Source organism: Priestia sp. SIMBA_032, assembly GCF_046535215.1.
Classification (GTDB): Bacteria; Bacillota; Bacilli; order Bacillales; family Bacillaceae_H; genus Priestia; species Priestia aryabhattai.
On record NZ_JAWRXD010000706.1, the window covers coordinates 1 to 270 of the forward strand.

The 270-nt window shown below is 68.1% G+C and carries 1 protein-coding gene; it reads right to left on the bottom strand.

The window, feature by feature from the left end; translation table 11 throughout:
- A partial coding sequence (locus SB717_RS36095; protein ID WP_410907804.1) for a condensation domain-containing protein occupies positions 1-270 on the bottom strand: 270 nt, incomplete at both ends.

Genomic DNA, 270 nt, shown 5'->3' on the forward strand with positions numbered 1-270 from the left:
GGGCCGGTGGCAGAAAGCGTTTCAGCAGCCGGGGCGCGGGCGGCAGGTCGGCCATCTGCCCGACCCAGTAGTCGCGATCTGCCGCGAACCGGTCGGAGTTCCGATAGTCCTGATCTGCCTTGACGTAACCCTCTATCGACCAGCGCGGGCCCGGGTCGAACTCGTCGGGCGCCGGGTAGGCGCGGCGCACGGACAGGGCGAGCTGCATCAATCCGACACCGTCGCAGACGATGTGGTGCGCACGCAGGAACCAGATGGTGTCGCTGTCCG